Source organism: Chryseobacterium sp. OV279 (assembly GCF_900128945.1).
Lineage (GTDB): Bacteria > Bacteroidota > Bacteroidia > Flavobacteriales > Weeksellaceae > Chryseobacterium.
The window spans coordinates 725,048-744,052 of sequence record NZ_FQUD01000001.1; the positions used below are offsets into that span (position 1 = coordinate 725,048).

22 protein-coding genes are annotated in these 19,005 nt (G+C 39.2%); 8 read left to right on the forward strand and 14 right to left on the reverse strand.

Annotated elements, in window-relative coordinates; genetic code table 11:
• Positions 1-9: 9 nt before the first annotated feature.
• From BUA72_RS03220 to BUA72_RS03275, 12 genes are all read right to left on the reverse strand, one after another.
• The gene (locus BUA72_RS03220) at positions 10-573 is read right to left on the reverse strand and encodes a hypothetical protein (protein WP_047449966.1); all 564 of its coding nucleotides are present in this window, start codon (positions 571-573) and stop codon (positions 10-12) included.
• Positions 574-582: 9 nt separating this feature from the next.
• Positions 583-960: a hypothetical protein gene (locus tag BUA72_RS03225; protein ID WP_047449962.1), complete on the reverse strand. Its 378-nt coding sequence runs from the start codon at positions 958-960 to the stop codon at positions 583-585.
• Between the two features lie 12 nt (positions 961-972).
• The gene (locus BUA72_RS03230; RefSeq protein WP_047449959.1) at positions 973-1,536 is read right to left on the reverse strand and encodes a hypothetical protein; all 564 of its coding nucleotides are present in this window, start codon (positions 1,534-1,536) and stop codon (positions 973-975) included.
• Positions 1,537-1,545: 9 nt separating this feature from the next.
• The gene (locus tag BUA72_RS03235) at positions 1,546-1,923 is read right to left on the reverse strand and encodes a hypothetical protein (RefSeq protein ID WP_072921783.1); all 378 of its coding nucleotides are present in this window, start codon (positions 1,921-1,923) and stop codon (positions 1,546-1,548) included.
• Between the two features lie 65 nt (positions 1,924-1,988).
• Complete coding sequence (locus BUA72_RS03240) at positions 1,989-2,534, reverse strand: hypothetical protein (RefSeq protein ID WP_072921784.1); 546 nt, start codon at positions 2,532-2,534, stop codon at positions 1,989-1,991.
• Between the two features lie 78 nt (positions 2,535-2,612).
• On the reverse strand, positions 2,613-3,116 hold the full coding sequence (locus BUA72_RS03245) for a hypothetical protein (RefSeq protein WP_047449950.1): 504 nt from the start codon (positions 3,114-3,116) through the stop codon (positions 2,613-2,615).
• Positions 3,117-3,119: 3 nt separating this feature from the next.
• Positions 3,120-3,497 (reverse strand): lipoprotein, encoded by a 378-nt coding sequence (locus BUA72_RS03250; protein ID WP_047449948.1) that lies wholly within the window; start codon positions 3,495-3,497, stop codon positions 3,120-3,122.
• A gap of 134 nt (positions 3,498-3,631) precedes the next feature.
• Positions 3,632-4,162 (reverse strand): hypothetical protein, encoded by a 531-nt coding sequence (locus BUA72_RS03255; RefSeq protein WP_072921785.1) that lies wholly within the window; start codon positions 4,160-4,162, stop codon positions 3,632-3,634.
• A 20-nt stretch (positions 4,163-4,182) separates the two neighbouring features.
• Positions 4,183-4,725 carry a hypothetical protein gene (locus tag BUA72_RS03260; protein ID WP_072921786.1) on the reverse strand — a complete coding sequence of 181 codons (543 nt, stop codon included), beginning with the start codon at positions 4,723-4,725 and terminating at the stop codon, positions 4,183-4,185.
• 3 nt (positions 4,726-4,728) lie between these two features.
• On the reverse strand, positions 4,729-5,103 hold the full coding sequence (locus BUA72_RS03265) for a hypothetical protein (protein ID WP_072921787.1): 375 nt from the start codon (positions 5,101-5,103) through the stop codon (positions 4,729-4,731).
• 153 nt (positions 5,104-5,256) lie between these two features.
• Positions 5,257-6,126 (reverse strand): polyphosphate kinase 2 family protein, encoded by an 870-nt coding sequence (locus BUA72_RS03270; protein ID WP_072921788.1) that lies wholly within the window; start codon positions 6,124-6,126, stop codon positions 5,257-5,259.
• Between the two features lie 179 nt (positions 6,127-6,305).
• Complete coding sequence (locus BUA72_RS03275) at positions 6,306-6,770, reverse strand: DUF1573 domain-containing protein (protein ID WP_034729320.1); 465 nt, start codon at positions 6,768-6,770, stop codon at positions 6,306-6,308.
• Between the two features lie 129 nt (positions 6,771-6,899).
• Between BUA72_RS03275 and BUA72_RS03280 the strand changes: the two genes are divergently transcribed.
• The 7 genes from BUA72_RS03280 (at position 6,900) to BUA72_RS03310 (ending at position 13,773) form a co-directional block, all read left to right on the forward strand.
• Positions 6,900-9,512: a valine--tRNA ligase gene (locus BUA72_RS03280; RefSeq protein ID WP_072921789.1), complete on the forward strand. Its 2,613-nt coding sequence runs from the start codon at positions 6,900-6,902 to the stop codon at positions 9,510-9,512.
• Positions 9,513-9,605: 93 nt separating this feature from the next.
• The gene (locus BUA72_RS03285) at positions 9,606-9,971 is read left to right on the forward strand and encodes a GIY-YIG nuclease family protein (RefSeq protein ID WP_072921790.1); all 366 of its coding nucleotides are present in this window, start codon (positions 9,606-9,608) and stop codon (positions 9,969-9,971) included.
• Complete coding sequence (locus BUA72_RS03290) at positions 9,972-10,607, forward strand: DUF4241 domain-containing protein (protein ID WP_034729313.1); 636 nt, start codon at positions 9,972-9,974, stop codon at positions 10,605-10,607. It begins immediately after the preceding gene.
• 65 nt (positions 10,608-10,672) lie between these two features.
• Positions 10,673-11,563 (forward strand): ribokinase, encoded by an 891-nt coding sequence (locus BUA72_RS03295; protein ID WP_034729310.1) that lies wholly within the window; start codon positions 10,673-10,675, stop codon positions 11,561-11,563.
• A 90-nt stretch (positions 11,564-11,653) separates the two neighbouring features.
• On the forward strand, positions 11,654-12,496 hold the full coding sequence (locus tag BUA72_RS03300; protein WP_072921791.1) for an alpha/beta hydrolase family protein: 843 nt from the start codon (positions 11,654-11,656) through the stop codon (positions 12,494-12,496).
• Positions 12,496-13,140 carry an HD domain-containing protein gene (locus tag BUA72_RS03305; protein ID WP_072921792.1) on the forward strand — a complete coding sequence of 215 codons (645 nt, stop codon included), beginning with the start codon at positions 12,496-12,498 and terminating at the stop codon, positions 13,138-13,140. The genes BUA72_RS03300 and BUA72_RS03305 overlap by 1 nt, the downstream gene beginning before the upstream one ends.
• Before the next feature lie 39 nt (positions 13,141-13,179).
• Complete coding sequence (locus BUA72_RS03310) at positions 13,180-13,773, forward strand: hypothetical protein (RefSeq protein WP_052202313.1); 594 nt, start codon at positions 13,180-13,182, stop codon at positions 13,771-13,773.
• 75 nt (positions 13,774-13,848) lie between these two features.
• On the opposite strand, the gene BUA72_RS03315 is transcribed toward BUA72_RS03310, so the two are convergent.
• Both BUA72_RS03315 and BUA72_RS03320 read right to left on the reverse strand, forming a co-directional pair.
• The gene (locus BUA72_RS03315; protein ID WP_034729304.1) at positions 13,849-14,079 is read right to left on the reverse strand and encodes a hypothetical protein; all 231 of its coding nucleotides are present in this window, start codon (positions 14,077-14,079) and stop codon (positions 13,849-13,851) included.
• Between the two features lie 370 nt (positions 14,080-14,449).
• Complete coding sequence (locus BUA72_RS03320) at positions 14,450-15,340, reverse strand: DUF72 domain-containing protein (RefSeq protein ID WP_072922478.1); 891 nt, start codon at positions 15,338-15,340, stop codon at positions 14,450-14,452.
• Between the two features lie 205 nt (positions 15,341-15,545).
• Here BUA72_RS03320 and BUA72_RS03325 point away from each other — a divergent pair, with 205 nt between their 5' ends.
• On the forward strand, positions 15,546-18,731 hold the full coding sequence (locus BUA72_RS03325) for a TonB-dependent receptor (RefSeq protein ID WP_072921793.1): 3,186 nt from the start codon (positions 15,546-15,548) through the stop codon (positions 18,729-18,731).
• The last annotated feature ends 274 nt before the right edge of the window (positions 18,732-19,005 follow it).

Genomic DNA, 19,005 nt, shown 5'->3' on the forward strand with positions numbered 1-19,005 from the left:
TAAATCAGATTAATAAAGTTGGATATAAGTGTAATTGATTCCCCCGCTTGATATGATAAACATTTCCGCACTGTTAGCTCCGGATATCGTGGTAAAATTGTCAGAAGCCCCACTGCATGGATTTCCCGCGAGACCTAAATTGGCGTTATATCCCGGGACATTATTTGTAGTCCCTGCATAAAACATCTGAAATTTAGTATGTCCCCATTTTGTATTGAGTCCTACAGGTGAAGCAGGTCCTACGGCAGGATGATTCCATAATCGTTGTTGAGTGGTAGTTGCTGAGACACTCACATTCCATTCGTTTATCGGATACAGCGATGAGGTGTATTGATCTTTGTAATTAACATACCTTAGTTCAGTTCCTGTACCCATATTGGCATTGGCAGGAACGGTGATCATACTGTTAGGGGTATTTGGACTTACATATGGGTAGCATCCGCCTGAAAAATTATTGGCCATGATAGCTCCGTAATAATCATAAGGTGTATAATTATTCACAACAAGTGTTCCTCCTTGTGAGTAAGCAAAAGAAGCCACTGTGATTCCAAGTATCGTTAGTATTTTTTTCATGGTAGTAAATTATTTATCGGATTTAATGTTTTTTCTGATCTCGTCACTTTTTTGCATATAAATCTGAGTAGCCCAAACGATGATCTGGCTCATGTCACCACCGGTCTTCCTTGTCAGTTCAGCTTCTGTAACGCCTGTGGAAATGATCAGTTCTTTTGATGCGGGAACAAGAAGCGCCTTTCTTCTGTCGCTCAGTTCCGAAGTATTTCTTTTCTTCTCCTCTTCCGTAGGTCTGTTCTGAGGATCTCCAAGGCTTTTAAAAGCTTTGTCGAATTTTTCCATCTGTGGCGTTTTCATCGTTTCCACGGTATTCACGGCAGAGCCTTCATTGTTACATGATGCTAAGGTTAAAACAGCTATTACAGCTGATAAAAAATATTTTTTCATAAGTAAATCAGATTAATAAAGTTGGATATAGGTGAAGTTAATTCCTCCGCTTGATATCATGAACATTTCTGCGCTGTTACCTCCGGATGGTGTGTTGAAAAAGTCATCAGACAAATTACAAGGATTTCCCGCAATACTTAAATTGGCGTGATATTCCGGAACGTTATTCATAGTACCGGCAAAAAACATTTGAAATTTTGTAGATCCCCATTTTGTATTAAGTCCTACAGGCGAAGCAGGTCCTACGGCAGGGTGATTCCATAACCTTGGCTGCCCGGAGGTTGGTGATACATTTACCTGCCATTCGTATATAGGATACAGTGATGAAGTGTATTGATCTTTGTAGTTGTCATACCTCAGCTCAGTTCCGGTACCCATATTATTGTTAGCAGGAACGGTGATCATACCGTTAGGTGTTTTTGGACTTACATAGGGGTAGCATCCTCCTGCAAAATTATTGGCAATCAGGGCTCCGTAATAATCATAGGGTGTATAATTGTTCACAATAAGTGTTCCTCCCTGCGAATAAGCAAAAGAAGCCACTGTGATTCCCAGTAGGGTTAGTATTTTTTTCATAACAATAGATTATTTATCGGATTTTATATTTTTTCTGATTTCGTCACTTTTCTGCATATAGATCTGTGTTGCCCAAACGATGATCTGGCTCATGTCACCGCCTGTTTTTCTCGTGAGTTCAGCTTCTGTAACGCCTGTGGAAATGATCAGTTCCTTCGATGCCGGAACAAGTAGCGCTTTTCTTCTGTCGCTCAGTTCAGAAGTGTTTCTTTTTTTCTCCTCTTCCGTAGGTCTGTTCTGAGGATCTCCAAGGCTTTTAAAAGCTTTGTCAAATTTTTCCATCTGTGGAGTTTTCATGGTTTCCACAGTATTTACGGCAGAGCCTTCGTTGTTGCATGATGCCAAGGTTAAAATGACAAAAGCAGCGGATAACAGTTGTTTTTTCATAGTTAGATTTTTTGTAAATGATCAGTTTTTATTACGTTAAGGTTGTTGATATATTAATGTTAGGATTAGTAAATCTGGAAATAGGTCACCTGGCCTCCGGGTGTTGTGATGGTGAACCAATCCGCAGAAGAACCTGTGTTGGGTCCGTTTTGACTTGAGCTCAGGAAACCTGCGGAAAGGACAGGATCTCCTACCTCAAAGCTGTCATAGGAATATCCCGTACTGTCTGTAAGGACGAAAGCAAATCCCATCCATTCGTCGATGGCAGTCACCGCTGTGATGGTAGGATGATTGTACGGATAATTCCCTGTATTGGCACTGTTTAATGGGTCAATATAAAACCATCCCGGAATTGGAATAGGATTGGCACCGCCCGTGTTGTCAAATTTATCATACTTGGTGTAGCCTCCTGCAGGAATCGTATATACGCTGTAGGGAGCATTGGGAAGAGCATACATATAAGGCTGGGATGATCCGGAACCTACCGATCCCACTGTCATAAATCTTCCCGCAGCATCATAAGCGCTGTAATTATTGATAACCAGTGTGGAAGACTGGGCTGAAATACCCATTCCCGCCAGAATACCCAGAATAATGCTTAGTTTTTTCATAGTGTAATTCGTTTAATAATTAGTGTTTATGAATTTATTTCATGTTTTAAAACAATGAATAAAGGCTGATGACAAATATTAAAATGCCTGAACATAAGTGTAAGTGGTTCCGGCGCTCGTTATGGTAAACCATTCTACAGCTCCCTCTGTAGTAAATAACGTGTTAGGTACAGGATTGCAGGTATACCCCGCATCACCTACACCTCCTGACGATAAAGCCGTTCCTGACTGGTGAAACTGGAATTGTGACATCACCCATTTGGTATGGTTGGAGATCGCTCCTCCTAACATAAGACTTGGGTGGCTTCCCGGTCTTGGAGTGGCACCTGTAGGAGAGGTAGATACTTTCCAGATGGTACCCGGAATATTGAAACTGTTATAACTCACAGAGCTGCCGCTGGGAATAACAAGTTCATTATTGTCTAAGGTTACATAAAAATAACATCCCGGCGTAGTAAGATTAGCCGCAGTAAGTCTCGTATGAAAATCAGCAGCCGTATAATTATTAATGATAAGAGGTCCTCCCTGTGCATAAGCAAAGGATATGGACACGAATCCTAAAATGGTTAATAGCTTTTTCATAATTTATTTTTCAGATTTTAAGTTTCTGCGTATTTCATCACTTTTCTGCATATAAATCTGAGTGGCCCAGACAATGATCTGGCTCATGTCTCCCCCTGTTTTTCTCGTCAATTCATTTTCTGTAACGCCTGTAGAAAGGATAAGTTCTTTAGAAGCCGGAACGAGAAGGGCTTTTCTTCTGTCGCTCAGTTCAGAAGTATTTCTTTTTTTCTCCTCTTCCGTAGGTCTGTTTTGAGGGTCTCCAAGGCTTTTAAAAGCTTTGTCAAATTTTTCCATTTGTGGGGTTTTCATCGTTTCCACAGTGTTCACGGCAGAGCCTTCATTATTACATGATGCTAAGGTTAAAACGGCTACTATAGCCGATAAAAAGAGTTTTTTCATAATTAAAATGTATTAGAATAAGTTTTAAAATGTTAGCGGAGTTTAGGCATACGCCTTCCTGAGAAAGCAAAAAAGCTGCTTTCCGGATCAATGGTTTTCAATAAATAGGCAGCTGCAGAACAGCTGCCGGTTATTTAAAAGATTTGCAGATAAGTGGTAGGACCGCTAGGTGTAGTGATGGTAAACCAGTCGGCACTTGAATTAACTCCGGTTGCTGTGCTCACGAACCAAGGGTCAACAGCAGGATCTCCCATCCGGAAATGATCAACTCCGTTTTGGGTTACAGGATCCTTAAGAAAGAAATCAAATCCCGCCCATACATTGGTAGGATCCATTACTGTGGCAATAAAGGGATGATTATAGGCATATGTCCCGTTGTTCGCCGGATTCGTAGGATCTCCAACATACCATAATGTGATCCCATAAGGAGCTGTCCCTGCTGTACTGAATTTATCGTACTGGGTAAACCCTCCTGCAGGTATGGTGAATGATCCATAAGGAATATTGGGTGCTGCGTACATATAAGGACCGGGTGCACTTATTGGACTGGTACGAAGTCTGCCCTCTGCATTATAGGAACTGTAGTTCTGAATAACGAGAGGAGAAGTTTGCGCAAAAGCAAGAACACCTGCCATAGCGGATAAAAGTAATGTTATCTTTTTCATAGTGATATAAGGTAAATGATTTATTGAATGACTAGATACGTGTAAACATCTGTGCCTGCTGTGATGGTGAACCACTTGGCATTTCCCCAGGCTGTGTTGATCACATTGGGAACAGTACTACACGGAGCGGCTGTTTCCCCGATATTTCCGTTAAAGTAGGTTTCAGGGACAGAAGTTCCGGCGTGAAACATCTGGAATTTTGACATCGACCATTTGGTGTTATTGGAAATCACACCACCAGGTATCAGACTGGGATGGCTCCATAGCCTTGGTAAGACGGTAGATCCTGGGCCCAAATTAACATTCCAGGAAGTAACCGGAAAGGCGGAGGAAGAATACTGGTCCCTGTAATTTTCATATTTTGCAGTGGCTCCTGCCGGTACAACGATCGCATCAGGATTTTGGTTGGCTACAACTGGATAACACCCTCCTGCATTGTTACTGGCAAAAATAGCTCCACGGAAATCGTAATTGGTGGTGAAATTCTGAATGATCAGCATTCCTCCCTGAGCATATGCCGAAGAAACGGAGCATATGCCGAGTAGCAGTAAAAACTTTTTCATCTGTTATTCAGATTTTATGTTCTTACGGATCTCGTCACTTTTCTGCATATAGATGTTGGTAGCCCACACAATAATCTGGCTCATATCACCGCCGGTTTTTCTTGTGAGCTCAGCTTCTGTAACGCCGGAAGAAAGGATCAGTTCCCTGGATGCAGGAACAAGAAGAGCCTTTCTTCTGTCGCTCAGTTCAGAGGTATTTCTGTTTTTTTCCTCCTCAGTAGGTCTGTTTTGTGGGTCATTAAGGCTTTTGAATGCTTTATCGAAATTCTCCATTTGTGGAGTCTTCATGGTTTGTACCGTATTGACGGCGGTTCCTTCACTGGTACAGGAGATAAGGCATATTACGGCGATTGCCGGTAATAATAAGAGTTTTTTCATAGCTAAAGTTTAATAATTTGGGGTAAAAAATTAATTTTTGATAAATTTATAAAAAAAAAGCACATGAACAATAAATTATTCACTTTTCGGTGTCTTCTTAGTTAAATTTATTTATATATACTTAGCTATGATATAATATTTTACGTTTTTGGTTTATTCACTCTCAAGTGTTTTTTTAGCTTCCAGCAGCTCATTTTTTTCCTTTTCACCCACCTGAGGGTACTTGAGATCCATCTTTTCCAACGTATCGATAATGATCTGAATAGCGGCTACTCTTGCAAACCATTTATTGTCTGCAGGAAGCACATACCACGGGGCATGATCTTTTGAAGTTTCATTAATAGCGGTTTCATAAGCTTCCATATATTGTGGGAAAAGAGCTCTTTCCGGAAGATCGGCTGCTGAAAACTTCCAGTTCTTCTCCTGTTCGTTGATTCTGTCCAGTAATCTTTTTTTCTGTTCGTCCTTGGAAACATTCAGAAAGATTTTCACAATGGTGGTTCCGTTGTAGGCAAGGTGCTGTTCAAAATTCCGGATGCTTTCATATCTGTTTTCCCAGAATTTACTATCGAAATCCTTTACAGAAGACCATGTTTTCTCACTAAGATTATATTCGGGATGAACTTTACATACCAGGACGCTTTCGTAATGGGATCTGTTGAAGATACCAATCATTCCTTTCTGCGGAAGCGCCAGATAATGTCTCCACAAAAAGTCGTGGGCATATTCTTTTGAACTTGGTGTTTTAAAGCTGGTGACATTACACCCCTGAGGATTCACCCCTCCGAAAACGTGCTCTATCAGACTGTCTTTTCCCGCTGCATCCATCGCCTGAAGGATCACAAGCAAAGACTTACTCCCGTCTGCATACAGTTTTTCCTGAAGCTCGCGAAGTTTTTCTTTTTCTTTGATTAAAAGCTGTCCGCCTTCTTCTTTGGTCAGCTTGCCTTTATATTCTGTTGAAGCCTTTTTTATTGAAAATTTTCCTTTTACCAGGAAATCATCTGAGAAATTGGTGTCCATGTTTTTTTATTTAATATTTAATGATTGAAAAATTTAAAGATTTAAAAATTAAGGGGAAGTTTCTAACTAACTTCTAATCTGATGTCTGATGTCTGACATCTAGCATCTAAAATCTAACTTAAATGTAATAAAAAAACCGCCTCCAATGAAGACGGTTCCTTTATTTTTTTAGTAAAGATTTACTTTGCTGCTGCTTTTTTAGCAAGTTTAGCGGCTTTCTTTTCAGCTTTAGCGGCTGCTTTTTGCTCTTCAGCGGTCAATGGCTTTGGCTCAGGAGCGCTGGCATCTACATTACCTTTAATATAGATTACGCTTCTGCTGTTAGCAGGGTCGTTAGAGAAAACCTCGATCATTTTGTTGAAAGGTCCGTTAAGTGTCGTGTTATATCCTACTTTAATTTTAGCAGATTTTCCTGGCATGATCGGATCCTGGCTGAATTCAGGAGTTGTACATCCGCAAGAAGGCTTTACGTTAGAAAGGATCAAAGGCTTGTCACCCGTATTGGTTACTGTAAAGAATCTTGTACCGTCCGCACTTGGTTTGATAGTACCGTAGTCAAAAGTAGTTTTATCAAATGTAATAGTCTGTGCAGAAGCTAATGCAAATGTCCCAAATAATGCAATTCCTGCAATTAATTTTTTCATATTCTTGAATGTTAATATGTTTGTTAGATAAATTTTGAGAAACAAAGTTAAAAATTATTTTAATTCATACTTAAAATTTTTTTTCTTTAGACTATTTTTGCAAATTGTAAGCAAAAGAAATAGAATTTTATGCAGATTTCAGAAAAGTACAATCCACAGGAAACTGAACAGAAATGGTACAACTTCTGGATGGAAAACAAATTTTTCCATTCGGAGCCTAATGAGAAACCACCATATACTGTGGTAATTCCTCCGCCAAACGTAACGGGGATATTACACATGGGACATATGCTGAACAATACCATTCAAGATGTTCTCGTCCGCCGTGCAAGAATGCAGGGCTTTAATGCCTGCTGGATTCCGGGCACAGATCATGCTTCAATTGCCACTGAAGCCAAAGTTGTTGCTAAACTGAAGTCTGAAGGGGTCAATAAATCAGATATTACCCGTGAAGAATTCTTAAAACATGCATGGGAATGGACCGACAAATATGGAGGAACCATCCTTGAGCAGCTGAAAAAGCTGGGATGTTCATGCGACTGGGACAGAACCCGTTTCACCATGGAGGAAAAATTGTCTCAGCAGGTGATCAAGAGCTTCGTAGACCTATATAATAAAGGAGTCATCTACAGAGGCTACAGAATGGTTAACTGGGACCCGGAAGCAAAAACCAATATCTCCGACGAAGAGGTTATATTTAAAGAGCAGAATGGAAAATTATATTTCCTTAAATATAAAATCGAAGGTTCGGAAGAATTTCTTTCCGTAGCAACTACGCGTCCCGAGACTATTTTCGGGGATACTGCGGTATGCATCAACCCTAATGACGAAAGATATGCTCATCTGAAAGGTAAAAATGTAATCGTACCAATCGTTGGCAGAGTAATTCCTATCATCGAAGACGAATATGTTGATATTGAATTCGGAACAGGAGCATTGAAAATTACGCCTGCTCACGATACCAATGACTATGAGATCGGGCAGAAGCATCAGTTGAAAATGATCGATGCTTTGGATGATGATGGTAATCTTAATGAGCACGGTTTACATTATGCAGGTCAAAACAGATTTGATGTAAGAAAGCAGATCGCGAAAGAACTACAGGAAAAAGATCTTTTACTGAAAGCAGAAGATTACGTAAATAAAGTAGGAACTTCAGAAAGAACAGGTGCCGTTATTGAGCCTAAAGTTTCTGTTCAGTGGTTCCTGAAAATGTCTGAAATGGCGCCACCGGCTTTAGAAGTAGTAATGAATGATGAGGTTAAATTTTACCCTGAGAAATTCAAAAATACCTATAAGCACTGGATGGAAAACATCCGTGACTGGAATATTTCCCGTCAGCTTTGGTGGGGGCAGCAGATTCCTGCATTCTACTATGGAGACGGAGAAAATGATTTTGTTGTTGCAGAAGATAAATACCAGGCTCTTGTAGTATTAGAAGAACAAAAAGGAATTATTGCAACATTAGAAGATCTACGTCAGGACGAAGATGCTCTAGACACATGGTTCTCATCATGGTTATGGCCAATGTCCGTATTCGATGGTCTTCTGGATCCTGAAAATAAAGACATCAATTATTATTATCCAACCTCTGACCTGGTAACAGGACCGGATATTATTTTCTTCTGGGTAGCCAGAATGATCATGGCCGGACTGGAATACAAAAAAGAAGTGCCGTTCAAAAATGTATACTTCACTGGGATTGTAAGAGACAGCCAAAGAAGAAAGATGTCAAAATCTTTAGGTAACTCACCGGATCCGTTGGAATTAATTTCTGAATTTGGTGCAGATGGGGTTCGTGTTGGAATTTTATTAAGTTCTGCAGCAGGAAATGATTTGCTTTTTGATAAAGATCTGATGTTGCAGGGAAGAAATTTTGCGACAAAAATCTGGAACGCTTTCCGATTGATCAATATGTGGAATCATGAAGACAAACCAGCCAATACAGCAGATAAACAAACTATTGAGTGGTTTGAGAGTAAGCTTAATAAAACCATTGCTGAGATTAATGATCAGTTTGGGAAATTCAGAATTTCGGATGCACTTCATTTAATTTATAAATTAATTTGGGATGATTTCTGCGGTTGGTATCTGGAAGCTATTAAGCCGAATTACGGAGAAGGGATTTCTAAAGAAGTTTATGATCAAACCATATATTTCTTTGAGGAATTAATGAAATTACTTCATCCGTTTATGCCTTTCTTAACAGAGGAATTATGGCAGACGATTTCTGAGAGAAGTATTGAAGAGGCATTAATTATTGCTCAACAGAAAAAAGAGGAATCATTTAATGAAGACATCATTAAAAACTTTGAAACTGCTGAAGATATCATTTCCGGAATCAGAAATTACCGTCAGACCAAAGGGATTTCTCCTAGAGAAGCCGTTGAGGTGTATACCGGAGCTTCGGAATTTGCCAATGAAGCCGTAATCAGAAAGCTGGCTAATGTGACTGAAATTCACTTCGGAGAAAAGACAGCGAAGCCTAGCTTTACATTCCTTGTGGGTGCAACTGAAGTTTCTATTCCTCTAAGTGAAAATTTAGATTTAGCGGAAGAGAAAAAGAAGACAGAAGAAGAAGTTGCTTATTTAAAAGGATTCCTGATCTCTGTAGACAAGAAGCTTTCCAATGAAAAATTTGTAGCCAATGCCAAGCCTGAAGTTGTAGAAATAGAACGTCAGAAACAGAAAGATGCTCAGGATAAGATTGCTATTTTAGAAGAGAAGCTGAAAAGTTTGTAAATTTAAAAGATAGACAGTAAGTTTGTCGGAATGTCAGGCTGAGCACAGATAGAAAATCTGCGAACGAAAGTTCACGAAGCCTGATATCTTAGAATGAAACAATATTTTGTCTATATTTTAAAATGTTCCGACGGCTCTTATTATACAGGAGTTACCAGTGATATTGAAGCCAGATTAGCTCAACATCAGTCTGGAAAATTTCCTGAAAGCTATACTCACAAAAGAAGACCGGTTCAACTAGTCTTCTTTTGTGAATTTAATGACATTATTCAGGCTATTTTATTTGAAAAACAGGTAAAAGGCTGGAGTCGAAAGAAAAAAGAAGCCATTATTAATGATAATTGGGAGAAGTTGAAAGAATTATCGGTTTGTCAAAATAAAAGTCATTCTGATAATTTTGAGCAAGATAAAAAAGGCTTCGACTCCGCTCAGCCTGACAGTTTAAATAACGAAAATTAAATGACACACATAGACAACATAAAAAAACTATTCTCAAAAAACTTCGTAGAAAGCCCTTTACTGGAAAGCTTCGAAGTAGGGAAACTCTATCTTTCAAGTGGAAAGCTCGTGGCTTGTGATCCTTTGATCACGAATGATATGCAGGCTTTCACGACAGAATTTCCGAAAGGAGATTTTTCTGTTTTACTACATAAAGAAAGAGAAAGCAACTGTGTCGCGTATGCAGAAGTTATTTTCAGCACTGCGGAAATCGTAAAATGGGAAATGGCTGTGACTGCAGGACAGAATGTGAAGGATCTCGGAGAAGAAGAAATCTTCGGATATCCCGTAGAAAGCGGGATGGGATGTCTTATGGATGTAGATACCCAAAACAGTCTGAACGAACTTGAAAAGAGACTTTATCACAGCAAAGGAGCAGATTTCATGGGAATCTATGAAGAATTTTTCCATGAGTATTTCTTTGACGAAAAAGGAGCTATCGATCAGTATGCATTCCTGAAGCCGGCTGATGATCATCCCGGAACTATTTTCGCCTTTGAAACAGGATACGGTGAAGGTTTTTATGCAAGTTATATTGCTTACGATAAAGATCACAAGCCTGTGAAGATAATTACCGAATTTATTGAGATAAGTTAATTAAATTAGTTATTTTTGAAACTTAGTTTTTTGAATACAATATATTAAGCTAACATAAAACACCAATGAAATTCTCATCAGAACAACCCAAAATTATTGTTGTAGGAAGCTCTTCCATCGATCTGGTTTTAGAGACCGAAAAAATACCACAGCCGAATGAAACGGTTTTAGCCGTAAACTCAGACAGCTATTTTGGAGGAAAAGGAGCCAATCAGGCGGTAGGAACTGCAAGATTGGGAGCCAGCGTTTATTTTATCGGATGTGTGGGGATGGATCCTTTGGGACAGCAGATCATGAGAAATCTGGTAGGTGAAAACGTTAATGTAGGTTTCGTTCATGAAACGGATGCCGAATCTACGGGAACAGCCTATGTAACCACCAGCCACGGAAATGCAGCTATTGTAGTGGTTCCGGCAGCCAATAAACGTCTCAGCATACAACATATAGAAGAAGCCGATCGTTATTTTCATACGGTAGACCTGATTTTGGTTCAGCTTGAAGTCGCCATGGAAGTGGTGGAATACACCATCAGAAAAGCCAAGAAATACGGTAAAAAAGTGGGACTTTATGCCTCGCCTGCTATGAAAATCAGTGAAGGAATTATTGAGATGGTAGATTTCATTGTAGCAAAAAGCAGCGAGCTTCATACCGTTTTCGGAGAGGAAAAAAGAGAAGAAATTCTTAAAAAATATTTCAACAAGGTTTTTGTAAGAGACGATACCAATTCTACGATCTATTTTGACGGTACGGAAATGAAGTACTTTAGAAATGACAAAGATGAAACGGTTTACAAAATGGGAATGGGAGACGCTTTTACTTCAGGATTTGCCGTAGCACTCTGCCATGGAAACTCAGTAGAGGAGTGTGTGAAATTCGGGAATGAAGTTTCTTCGAGGGTTTCCGGAGGGAAAGGTTCACAGACCGGTCTTCCGAGAATGTCGGATTTCTTTTCCTAAAGCTATTTACCACATATCGAAAGTCAGAAACTTAACATAAAAATATAAGTAAAATCTCCACTTTTATAGTGGATTTTTTCTTTTTACCCTATGGAAAAACTGGAACTCATTACAAAAGATCAGGTGTCGCTGGCGGTTCATCTTTTCAGACCTGAAAAAAGCAACGGAAAACTGCTTCTGATCAATTCGGCGACGGGTGTGAAGCAGCAGGTGTATTTCTCATTTGCCCGTTTTTTTTCAGAAAAAGGATTTACCGTCATCGCTTATGATTACAGAGGAATAGGGCTTTCAAAACCTGAAAACATGAAAGGTTTTAAAGCGTCTATGAGGATCTGGGGTTCCGAAGACTACAAAACCCTTACCCAATATATTAAAAAGGAATTTTCAGACTATAAGAAGTACTGTCTGGGACATTCCGTGGGTGCATTGATTCTGGGAATGAATGAAGATTCTGAAATGTTCGACGAATTTATTTTCGTGGGAACCCAGAATGCATTTGTCGGAAACCTGAAATGGAAGACAAAAATAGAAGCTTATCTCGGATTTGGAATTGTTCAGCCTTTAACTACCGGATTATTAGGGTATTTTCCGGCCAATTGGTTTGGGCTCGGAGAAAGTCTTCCAAAAAATTGCGCATATGACTGGAGAACCTTAATTTTAAACAGGAAATCAACCAACAGACTGTTGGAGAAAATTGATGACTATTCTAAAAATCTGACGCAAAAAGTATTTGTAATCCGGGCAGAAGATGATGTGTGGCTGACTGAAAAAGGAGTATTAAGTCTTTTGAATACTACCTATCCCAATCTTAAACCTTCCTACAGGCTGGTAAAAACATCTGAATCCGACAAAAAAGAAATAGGACACGTCAATTTTTTTAGAAGTTATAATAAAAAACTCTGGAATATTATTTTAAACGAATTGACAGCTTAATGAAAAGTACGATCGAAAACACCGTAGCATTTGTAAAAGAAAAATTAGAAGGTGCTGAAGCAGGACATGACTGGTACCACATCGAAAGAGTATGGAAACTGTCCAGGAAAATAGCAGAAACAGAAAACTGTAATCAGGAAGTGGTAGAACTTTCCGCTTTGCTGCATGATATTGCAGATCCGAAGTTTCATAACGGAGACGAAACCATCGCTCCCAAAATAGCAAGAGAATTCCTGGAAGAACAGCAGGTTTCGGAGGAGGTGATAGAGCAGGTATTATTTATCATTAAAAATATTTCGTTTAAAAACAGAGGTGAGGCTCCGGCTGAACTGCCTATTGAGCTCAAAATTGTACAGGATGCCGACCGTATCGATGCCATCGGGGCTATCGGAATCGGGAGAACATTCAATTTCGGAGGGTTTAAAAATAATCCGATGTATGATCCGGAAATTCAGCCCAGCCTGAATATGTCTAAAGATGAATATAAAAAATCCAACGGCACCACGATCAATCATTTCTACGAAAAACTTCTGCTTTTGAAGGATCTGATGAATACAGAGAAAGGGAAAGAGATCGCTCAGCAAAGGCATGATTATATGCTGGGATTCCTCGATCAGTTTTTCAAAGAATGGAATGTTGATTAACCTTCTTTCCGAAAAATCTTAAATCAGTATCTTTGCAGTATGGTATTTATCATTTTTGTTATCTTCTGGGCTAGTGTGCTTTCTTTGATTTTGTATAAAGTGAAATCAGGAAGGGTGGCAAAATGGGCAAAACTGTTCCGTATCCTCACATTGGTTTTTTCAATCTCTATTTTTACCTACTGGTTCATCCAAAAAAGTGCGGTAAGTTTTGTAGATAATTCGGTAGGGCTACAGGTGGTCAATAAACTTCCCCAAACCCTGGACTTTTATCTCATCAAAGTAGACAGCGCTAAAAACGGAGTTCTGGAACCTAAGCATATCGGAAAAATACGTCCGGAATATTACAGAATAGAATATCTTAAAATGGATAAGTCCGATGAATATTGGATTATAGGGTATCTGGGTAAAAAGAACATGGTGTATTTCTCCCAACACGCCGTTCCGAACAAAAATATTGACCAGATTGTAGAAGTTCAAAACTATATCAATCAAAGTGTAAAACTTTCCGAGGCCGCAAAAAAAGAAGTAGATGCATACAATTACGAAAATGCTAAATTGGGAATCTGGGTGTCCTTAGATTTCTTGCTTCTGTTTCTGAACCTCGTCCTTTTATTGAGAAAAAACAAGCATTAAGCAATGGGCAATGAGTAATAATAAAACAATTGATACTATTACTCATTGCTTATTACTCATTTCCCATAGATTTTATCAAGGATAGTCCAGAATCTGCATCACCTGCTCCTTAAATTCTTCAGGACAGTTTTTAATCAGTTTATCTTTATTCTGTTTGTTGATCTGATGGGGCTCCAGCCATTCGGTGCGGTTGGCGCTCAGGCTGTGATTATCATAGACTCTTTTTATTCTATGATCTTCGTAAAACGTATATTCATCACCGAGCCAGGTGCTGGTAATGCTTATCGTGCAAATTTCTTTTTCCATGACATTTTGTATTTTAAAAATACTGTGCCCTCTATATGGGCAGCAGTATATCCTAAGATACTAAATTTTTTCTACAAAAACAGTTTTTTAGGTGTCTTTTTGTAAGTGTGACTGAAAAGGTAGGGATGCCGGTCTGAGAGTCGGAAGGTTTTAGAGTCTGAGAATTTCAGGGATTCAGCGTTGGGAATTGTGAATCCGGAAACAGTGTCCGAATGACAAATATCTGGTGGCTAAGGCTCCCAAAGCCACCAGTACTACGATCTAAAAGTCTCGTATCTGAAATCTAAAATCTTGCATCTTGGCCCTTGTATCTTGAATCTTGTATCTACCATTCACTATTCACTTGCAAAGCAAAATTCACCATTGACATCTAAAATAACGTCCCATTATTATCAGTCGCCATTTGCGGAATATGAATATCCGTTTTCCAGTCCTCATTCATCTTTTTAATGAAATAGGCGGAAAGCAACGGTGATGCTTTTTCAATATTCTGGTGAACAAAGAAATAGACGTTCTGAAGTCCTTCTTTTTTCCATTTGGTCAGGTGTTTCATCCAGTCATCCAGTCTTTCATAATCACTTTCGGCATTGGCGCCTACGTAGCGGATGAAGGCATTGGGCGTGGTAAGACGCATATGGAGCATATCTCTTCTTCCTGCCGTATCTACGATGATATTGGTGATATTGTTAGCTTCAAAAAGCTCACAGGTTGTATTGAAAACTTCCTCATCAGTGAACCATTCGGTGTTGCGGAGCTCGATGGCTAAAGGAACTTCTTTAGGCCAGTCTTTGACAAATTTCTCCAGCCTGTCATAATCTTTCGGTTTAAAATTATCATGAAGCTGCAGAAAAGCCATTCCCAGTTTATCATCAAAATTCATCACTGCCGATGCGAAATTGGTCACCGGTTCTGTCACATCAATCAATCTTCTGAAGTGGGAAACCGTGTTGGTGATCTTCGGGAAGAATTTAAAATTTTCCGGTGTTTTTTCTTTCCAGACTTCCACCTGTTCCGGGGTCGGCATTCCGTAAAAAGTAGCGTTCAGTTCAATAGAATTAAACTGTTTTGCGTAATATGTCAATTCGTCTTTGGTTCCTTTAGGGTAAAATCCTTTAAGGTCTGTTTTATTCCATTTAGCACATCCTATGGAAATATTTTCCAGTCCTTTTTTATTTTGACTTAAAATTTCTTTGGTTCTGGCATGGTCTTTAGGAAGTGTAAAATCTATTTTTGACGGGTCTTCTACTTGTCCGAATTTCATATTAAATGATTTTATTTTTTTAAAATTAAGCATTTTTTGCCGATCTGTGCAGGAATTGAGTCTAAATTCTTTACCCTTTAAGGAGTGGTTTATTAAGTTTTTTTTAAGGAAATATTAAACATTCATTTACACAATGTTAATTCTATGTTACCACACTTGATATTTCTGAGATCTAATTTTACTCCCGAATTGTAACAATAAAATCATGAAGAAAAAAATAATCTGTGCTTTTGCTTTATTATCCTTTGGCTTTGCATTTTCACAGGAAACCAGCTCTAAAATTTTTGGAAGGCTCAAAGGAATTTCTTCCGAGGTTACTGTGAAGGTCGTACACATTCCTACGAACAGTGCTTTCGAAACCAAAAGTAACAGCAAGGGGCAGTTTAGTTTAGACAACCTTCAGCCGGGAGGCCCATATTCCATTGAAATATCGGATGGAAAACAGATTATTTATTCTACTACCAACGTGCAGCTTTCGCTGGGAAATAATGATTTGCCGGTAGTTGAAGTCAATACAGGTGAAAAAACAATTGATGAAGTGAAGATCACTTCTAAAAAGACCGGTGCAAAATATGGAGTAGGAATCAGTCAGGCTCAGATTTCAGGACTTCCCAACATCAACAGGGGAATTCAGGATGTGACCAAACTGATTCCGCAAAGTGCCAATAATTCTTTCAACGGAACCAATTTCAGATACAACAACGTTACGATCGACGGATCGATCAATAACGACGCGATTGGTTTCAGTCCGTCTCTGGGAGGTCAGACAGGAACTTCCGGAATGCCGGGAAGCAGTACGCGTTCGAATTCCATAAGTCTGGATGCCATTCAGGATGTGCAGGTGTATATTGCGCCGTATGATGTAAAGCTTGGAAATTTCCTGGGTGGAAGTATTAATGCCGTTACCCGAAGCGGAAGCAATGAAGTGACAGGATCTATTTATGGATACGGAAGAAATGCTTCCATTACCGGAAACAACAGGATAGGAGACAATTCAAAGATGCCGAGCGCTTTTCAGGATATGATTTATGGAGGAAGGGTAGGACTACCTGTGGTAAAAGACAAAGTTTTCCTGTTCACGAATCTTGAATATACCAAAAGAACAGATCCGGTATTCTATAATGCTAACGATCCCAATGCTTTGGTAAGTGATCCCGTGGCTCAGCAGATCTCAGATTTTGTTAAAAATAAATATGGTTTTAATGTAGGGAGCTTCGACAGCTACAACAACTTTTCAGAAAGCGCGAAGCTTTTTAATAAATTAGACTGGAAGATCAACGATAAACACACTTTATCCATTAAAAACAATACGGTGTTTTCTCAAGCTTCAAATCTTGAACGGGATGGAGCGAACTTCAGATTTTCAAGCATGGATTTTATTCAGAAAAATAATGCTTCCACGACGACATTGGAGTTAAAAAGCCGTTTTAATGATCAATGGAATAATAATTTAGTCGTTGGATATTCTTCCATCCACGATTACAGAGATCCTACTTCCGGGAATGCGATGTTTCCGCAAGTGGAAATTTCCTACAACGGAGGAACCGTACTTCTGGGGAATGACCGTGAAGCCACTGTTTTCAATATGAAACAGAAAACCTTTGAGATCACAGATAATCTTACCTATAAAACAGGACACCATACTTTCTTGTTGGGAACGCATAATGAGCTGTACAACATCAATTATGGCTTTGTCAATGCGCTGAACGGAAGGATTTCCTATAAAAACCTGACCGATTTCTATAATTCCAGTCCATCAAGGATCAGAGGGACGTATCCTTTTAACGGAGACAGTAGAGAAACGCTTTTCGATAATCCTTATGCCCAATATAAAGTCAATCTTTTCTCCCTGTATTTTCAGGATGAGATCAATTGGGGAAGGTTAAGATTATCACCGGGAGTAAGAGTAGATTACACAGATTTACCGAACAAGCCTTTGTTAAGCAAAATGGTCCAGAGCTCACCTCAGGATCCAAGCTTTGGAAATACCTACAGCTATACACCGCTAGGCCAACTTTCGAATGATTATCTTAATAAACCAACAATCTCTCCGAGATTAGGATTTAATCTTGATCTTACCGAAGACCGGTCTATGGTGTTAAGAGGAGGCTCGGGTATTTTCGTGGGAAGAATTCCTTTTGCATGGTTGGGGTATGCTTATTATAATGACGGGGTAGGTTTCGGAAGCTACGATTATAATGCTCCGACTGCTGCTCAGCTGGCAGCCAATGGAGATCCTCTGGTAAGCGGTAATTTCCCGAAATGGCAGAACTCTTCAAAGGTTCAGGTAGACCTTATAGATAACAATTTTAAAATGCCGAGGGTATGGAGAAGCTCTTTAGCCTTTGATTATACATTGGCCGGATACAAACTTACGCTGGAAGGAATTTACACGAAAGTGCTTTATGACCTGAAGTTCCAGCAGGTAAACAAAACGGATAATGTGACGTATTTCAGCTATGATACCAATCATGAAATGCCTATATATACAACCAATATCAACAGTAATTTCTCAAATGCCTATCTTCTGTCTAACACTAAGGAAGGATACCGTTACAACCTGACCGCACAGATTTCCAAATCCTATAATTTCGGGTTTAATTTCTTCGTAGCCTATACGTATGGTGACGCAAAAGATATTACCAACGGAATCAGAAATTCAATGGAAAGTAACTGGCAGATGAACCAGTCCCTGACTCCGAATGATCCTAAGCTGACAACTTCCAATTTTGCCATCAAAAACAGAGTCGTAGCCAATCTGGGATACAGTCTGGAACTTTCAAAATCCAACAGATTATCTGCTAACGTATATTTTAATGCCCAATCCGGAAATCCTTTCAGCTGGGGATTTGTGAACAGTACGATTGCGAATACGGGTCAGGCCGCAGGACTTTCTTATGTGTTTAAAGATGCTGCGGAAGCCGCCAAATATATCGTTCCTATTAAAGATGCCGCCGGAAACGTACTGGTAACTGCGCAACAGCAGATTGCTGACTATGAAAATTTTGTAGGTGGAAATAAATATCTGAACTCCAGAAGAGGAAAGTTCACAGAAAGAAACGGCGATGTTACCCCATGGAATATTCAGGCCGATTTCAAAATTATGGATGAGATCAGACTCAGCGAAAAATCTAAAAATAATATCCAGATTTCAATAAGCATTATCAATCTTACCAATTTGCTGAATAAAGACTGGGGCAAAGTCTATTTTGTGCCTAATACCTTTAATTCTACCGCCAGCGTAGGGCTTACGAAAGTTGGAAATGTAGCTGCCGGTCAGCCTGCTGCGGGTGATCCTACGTATAATTTCAAAACACCGGGACTGCCTTATACTGTTGATCAGTTTGCATCAAGGTTCCAGGCGCAGTTGGGAGTGAGGTATAATTTTTAATCATTAGTCTTTCATTTTTTACTTATAATTTTTTCAGCGATCCGGATTTTATTTCCGGGTCGTTTTTTTGTTTTTTTTAACTGAGTTCGAAATAAGGCTGACGGTCGGAAAGTCTGAAACTACTTATGTTCTGACGATTCTGTTATCCATGTCAAGGTTTTAAACCTTGACATGGATAATTAGGGATTTCCCTTCCAATTTTTCAAGTTTTATCATCTAAATTTTCTCATCCGGAACTCAAATATTATAAAACAAAAACCATAGAAAATTCTAT

Coding starts and splice junctions, on each gene's coding strand:
- BUA72_RS03270 (WP_072921788.1), bottom strand. CDS start 6,126: ATGGACACCAATTTCTCAGATGATTTCCTGGTAAAAGGAAAATTTTCA.
- BUA72_RS03315 (WP_034729304.1), bottom strand. CDS start 14,079: ATGGAAAAAGAAATTTGCACGATAAGCATTACCAGCACCTGGCTCGGT.
- BUA72_RS03240 (WP_072921784.1), bottom strand. CDS start 2,534: ATGAAAAAACTAAGCATTATTCTGGGTATTCTGGCGGGAATGGGTATT.
- BUA72_RS03280 (WP_072921789.1), top strand. CDS start 6,900: ATGCAGATTTCAGAAAAGTACAATCCACAGGAAACTGAACAGAAATGG.
- BUA72_RS03255 (WP_072921785.1), bottom strand. CDS start 4,162: ATGAAAAAGATAACATTACTTTTATCCGCTATGGCAGGTGTTCTTGCT.
- BUA72_RS03285 (WP_072921790.1), top strand. CDS start 9,606: ATGAAACAATATTTTGTCTATATTTTAAAATGTTCCGACGGCTCTTAT.
- BUA72_RS03230 (WP_047449959.1), bottom strand. CDS start 1,536: ATGAAAAAAATACTAACCCTACTGGGAATCACAGTGGCTTCTTTTGCT.
- BUA72_RS03300 (WP_072921791.1), top strand. CDS start 11,654: ATGGAAAAACTGGAACTCATTACAAAAGATCAGGTGTCGCTGGCGGTT.
- BUA72_RS03325 (WP_072921793.1), top strand. CDS start 15,546: ATGAAGAAAAAAATAATCTGTGCTTTTGCTTTATTATCCTTTGGCTTT.
- BUA72_RS03275 (WP_034729320.1), bottom strand. CDS start 6,770: ATGAAAAAATTAATTGCAGGAATTGCATTATTTGGGACATTTGCATTA.
- BUA72_RS03235 (WP_072921783.1), bottom strand. CDS start 1,923: ATGAAAAAACAACTGTTATCCGCTGCTTTTGTCATTTTAACCTTGGCA.
- BUA72_RS03290 (WP_034729313.1), top strand. CDS start 9,972: ATGACACACATAGACAACATAAAAAAACTATTCTCAAAAAACTTCGTA.
- BUA72_RS03260 (WP_072921786.1), bottom strand. CDS start 4,725: ATGAAAAAGTTTTTACTGCTACTCGGCATATGCTCCGTTTCTTCGGCA.
- BUA72_RS03265 (WP_072921787.1), bottom strand. CDS start 5,103: ATGAAAAAACTCTTATTATTACCGGCAATCGCCGTAATATGCCTTATC.
- BUA72_RS03245 (WP_047449950.1), bottom strand. CDS start 3,116: ATGAAAAAGCTATTAACCATTTTAGGATTCGTGTCCATATCCTTTGCT.
- BUA72_RS03320 (WP_072922478.1), bottom strand. CDS start 15,340: ATGAAATTCGGACAAGTAGAAGACCCGTCAAAAATAGATTTTACACTT.
- BUA72_RS03310 (WP_052202313.1), top strand. CDS start 13,180: ATGGTATTTATCATTTTTGTTATCTTCTGGGCTAGTGTGCTTTCTTTG.
- BUA72_RS03305 (WP_072921792.1), top strand. CDS start 12,496: ATGAAAAGTACGATCGAAAACACCGTAGCATTTGTAAAAGAAAAATTA.
- BUA72_RS03225 (WP_047449962.1), bottom strand. CDS start 960: ATGAAAAAATATTTTTTATCAGCTGTAATAGCTGTTTTAACCTTAGCA.
- BUA72_RS03295 (WP_034729310.1), top strand. CDS start 10,673: ATGAAATTCTCATCAGAACAACCCAAAATTATTGTTGTAGGAAGCTCT.
- BUA72_RS03250 (WP_047449948.1), bottom strand. CDS start 3,497: ATGAAAAAACTCTTTTTATCGGCTATAGTAGCCGTTTTAACCTTAGCA.
- BUA72_RS03220 (WP_047449966.1), bottom strand. CDS start 573: ATGAAAAAAATACTAACGATACTTGGAATCACAGTGGCTTCTTTTGCT.